The 248-nt window shown below is 38.7% G+C and carries 1 protein-coding gene; it reads right to left on the reverse strand.

The window, feature by feature from the left end; all coding sequences use genetic code 11:
- Window positions 1-150, reverse strand: a 150-nt coding sequence (locus CH339_RS25875; RefSeq protein WP_146610318.1) for a 50S ribosomal protein L31, incomplete at its 3' end; no start/stop codon positions are given.
- Window positions 151-248: the final 98 nt, after the last annotated feature.

Below are 248 nucleotides of genomic sequence, written 5' to 3' on the forward strand. Positions count from 1 at the left end.
CACCTCAACTTTTATAACGGGATACGTCTTGCCGTCTTCCCACTCGGCCGTCTCATCGGAAGTTTTAGTTGAGCGGCTTAAAAAACGGTACCCGCTGTTTACATCCTGAAAGATCACTTGATAAGTTTTCGGATGAATATTTGGTTTCATATGCCATTCCTCCTATCAAAACGTAATAATTACGTTTTATTATATACCTTTCAAATCCCTGTGTCAAAAATGAATGTTCATTTGCCATACTTAATCCC

Source organism: Rhodobium orientis (genome assembly GCF_003258835.1).
In the GTDB taxonomy this organism is placed as follows: domain Bacteria; phylum Pseudomonadota; class Alphaproteobacteria; order Rhizobiales; family Rhodobiaceae; genus Rhodobium; species Rhodobium orientis.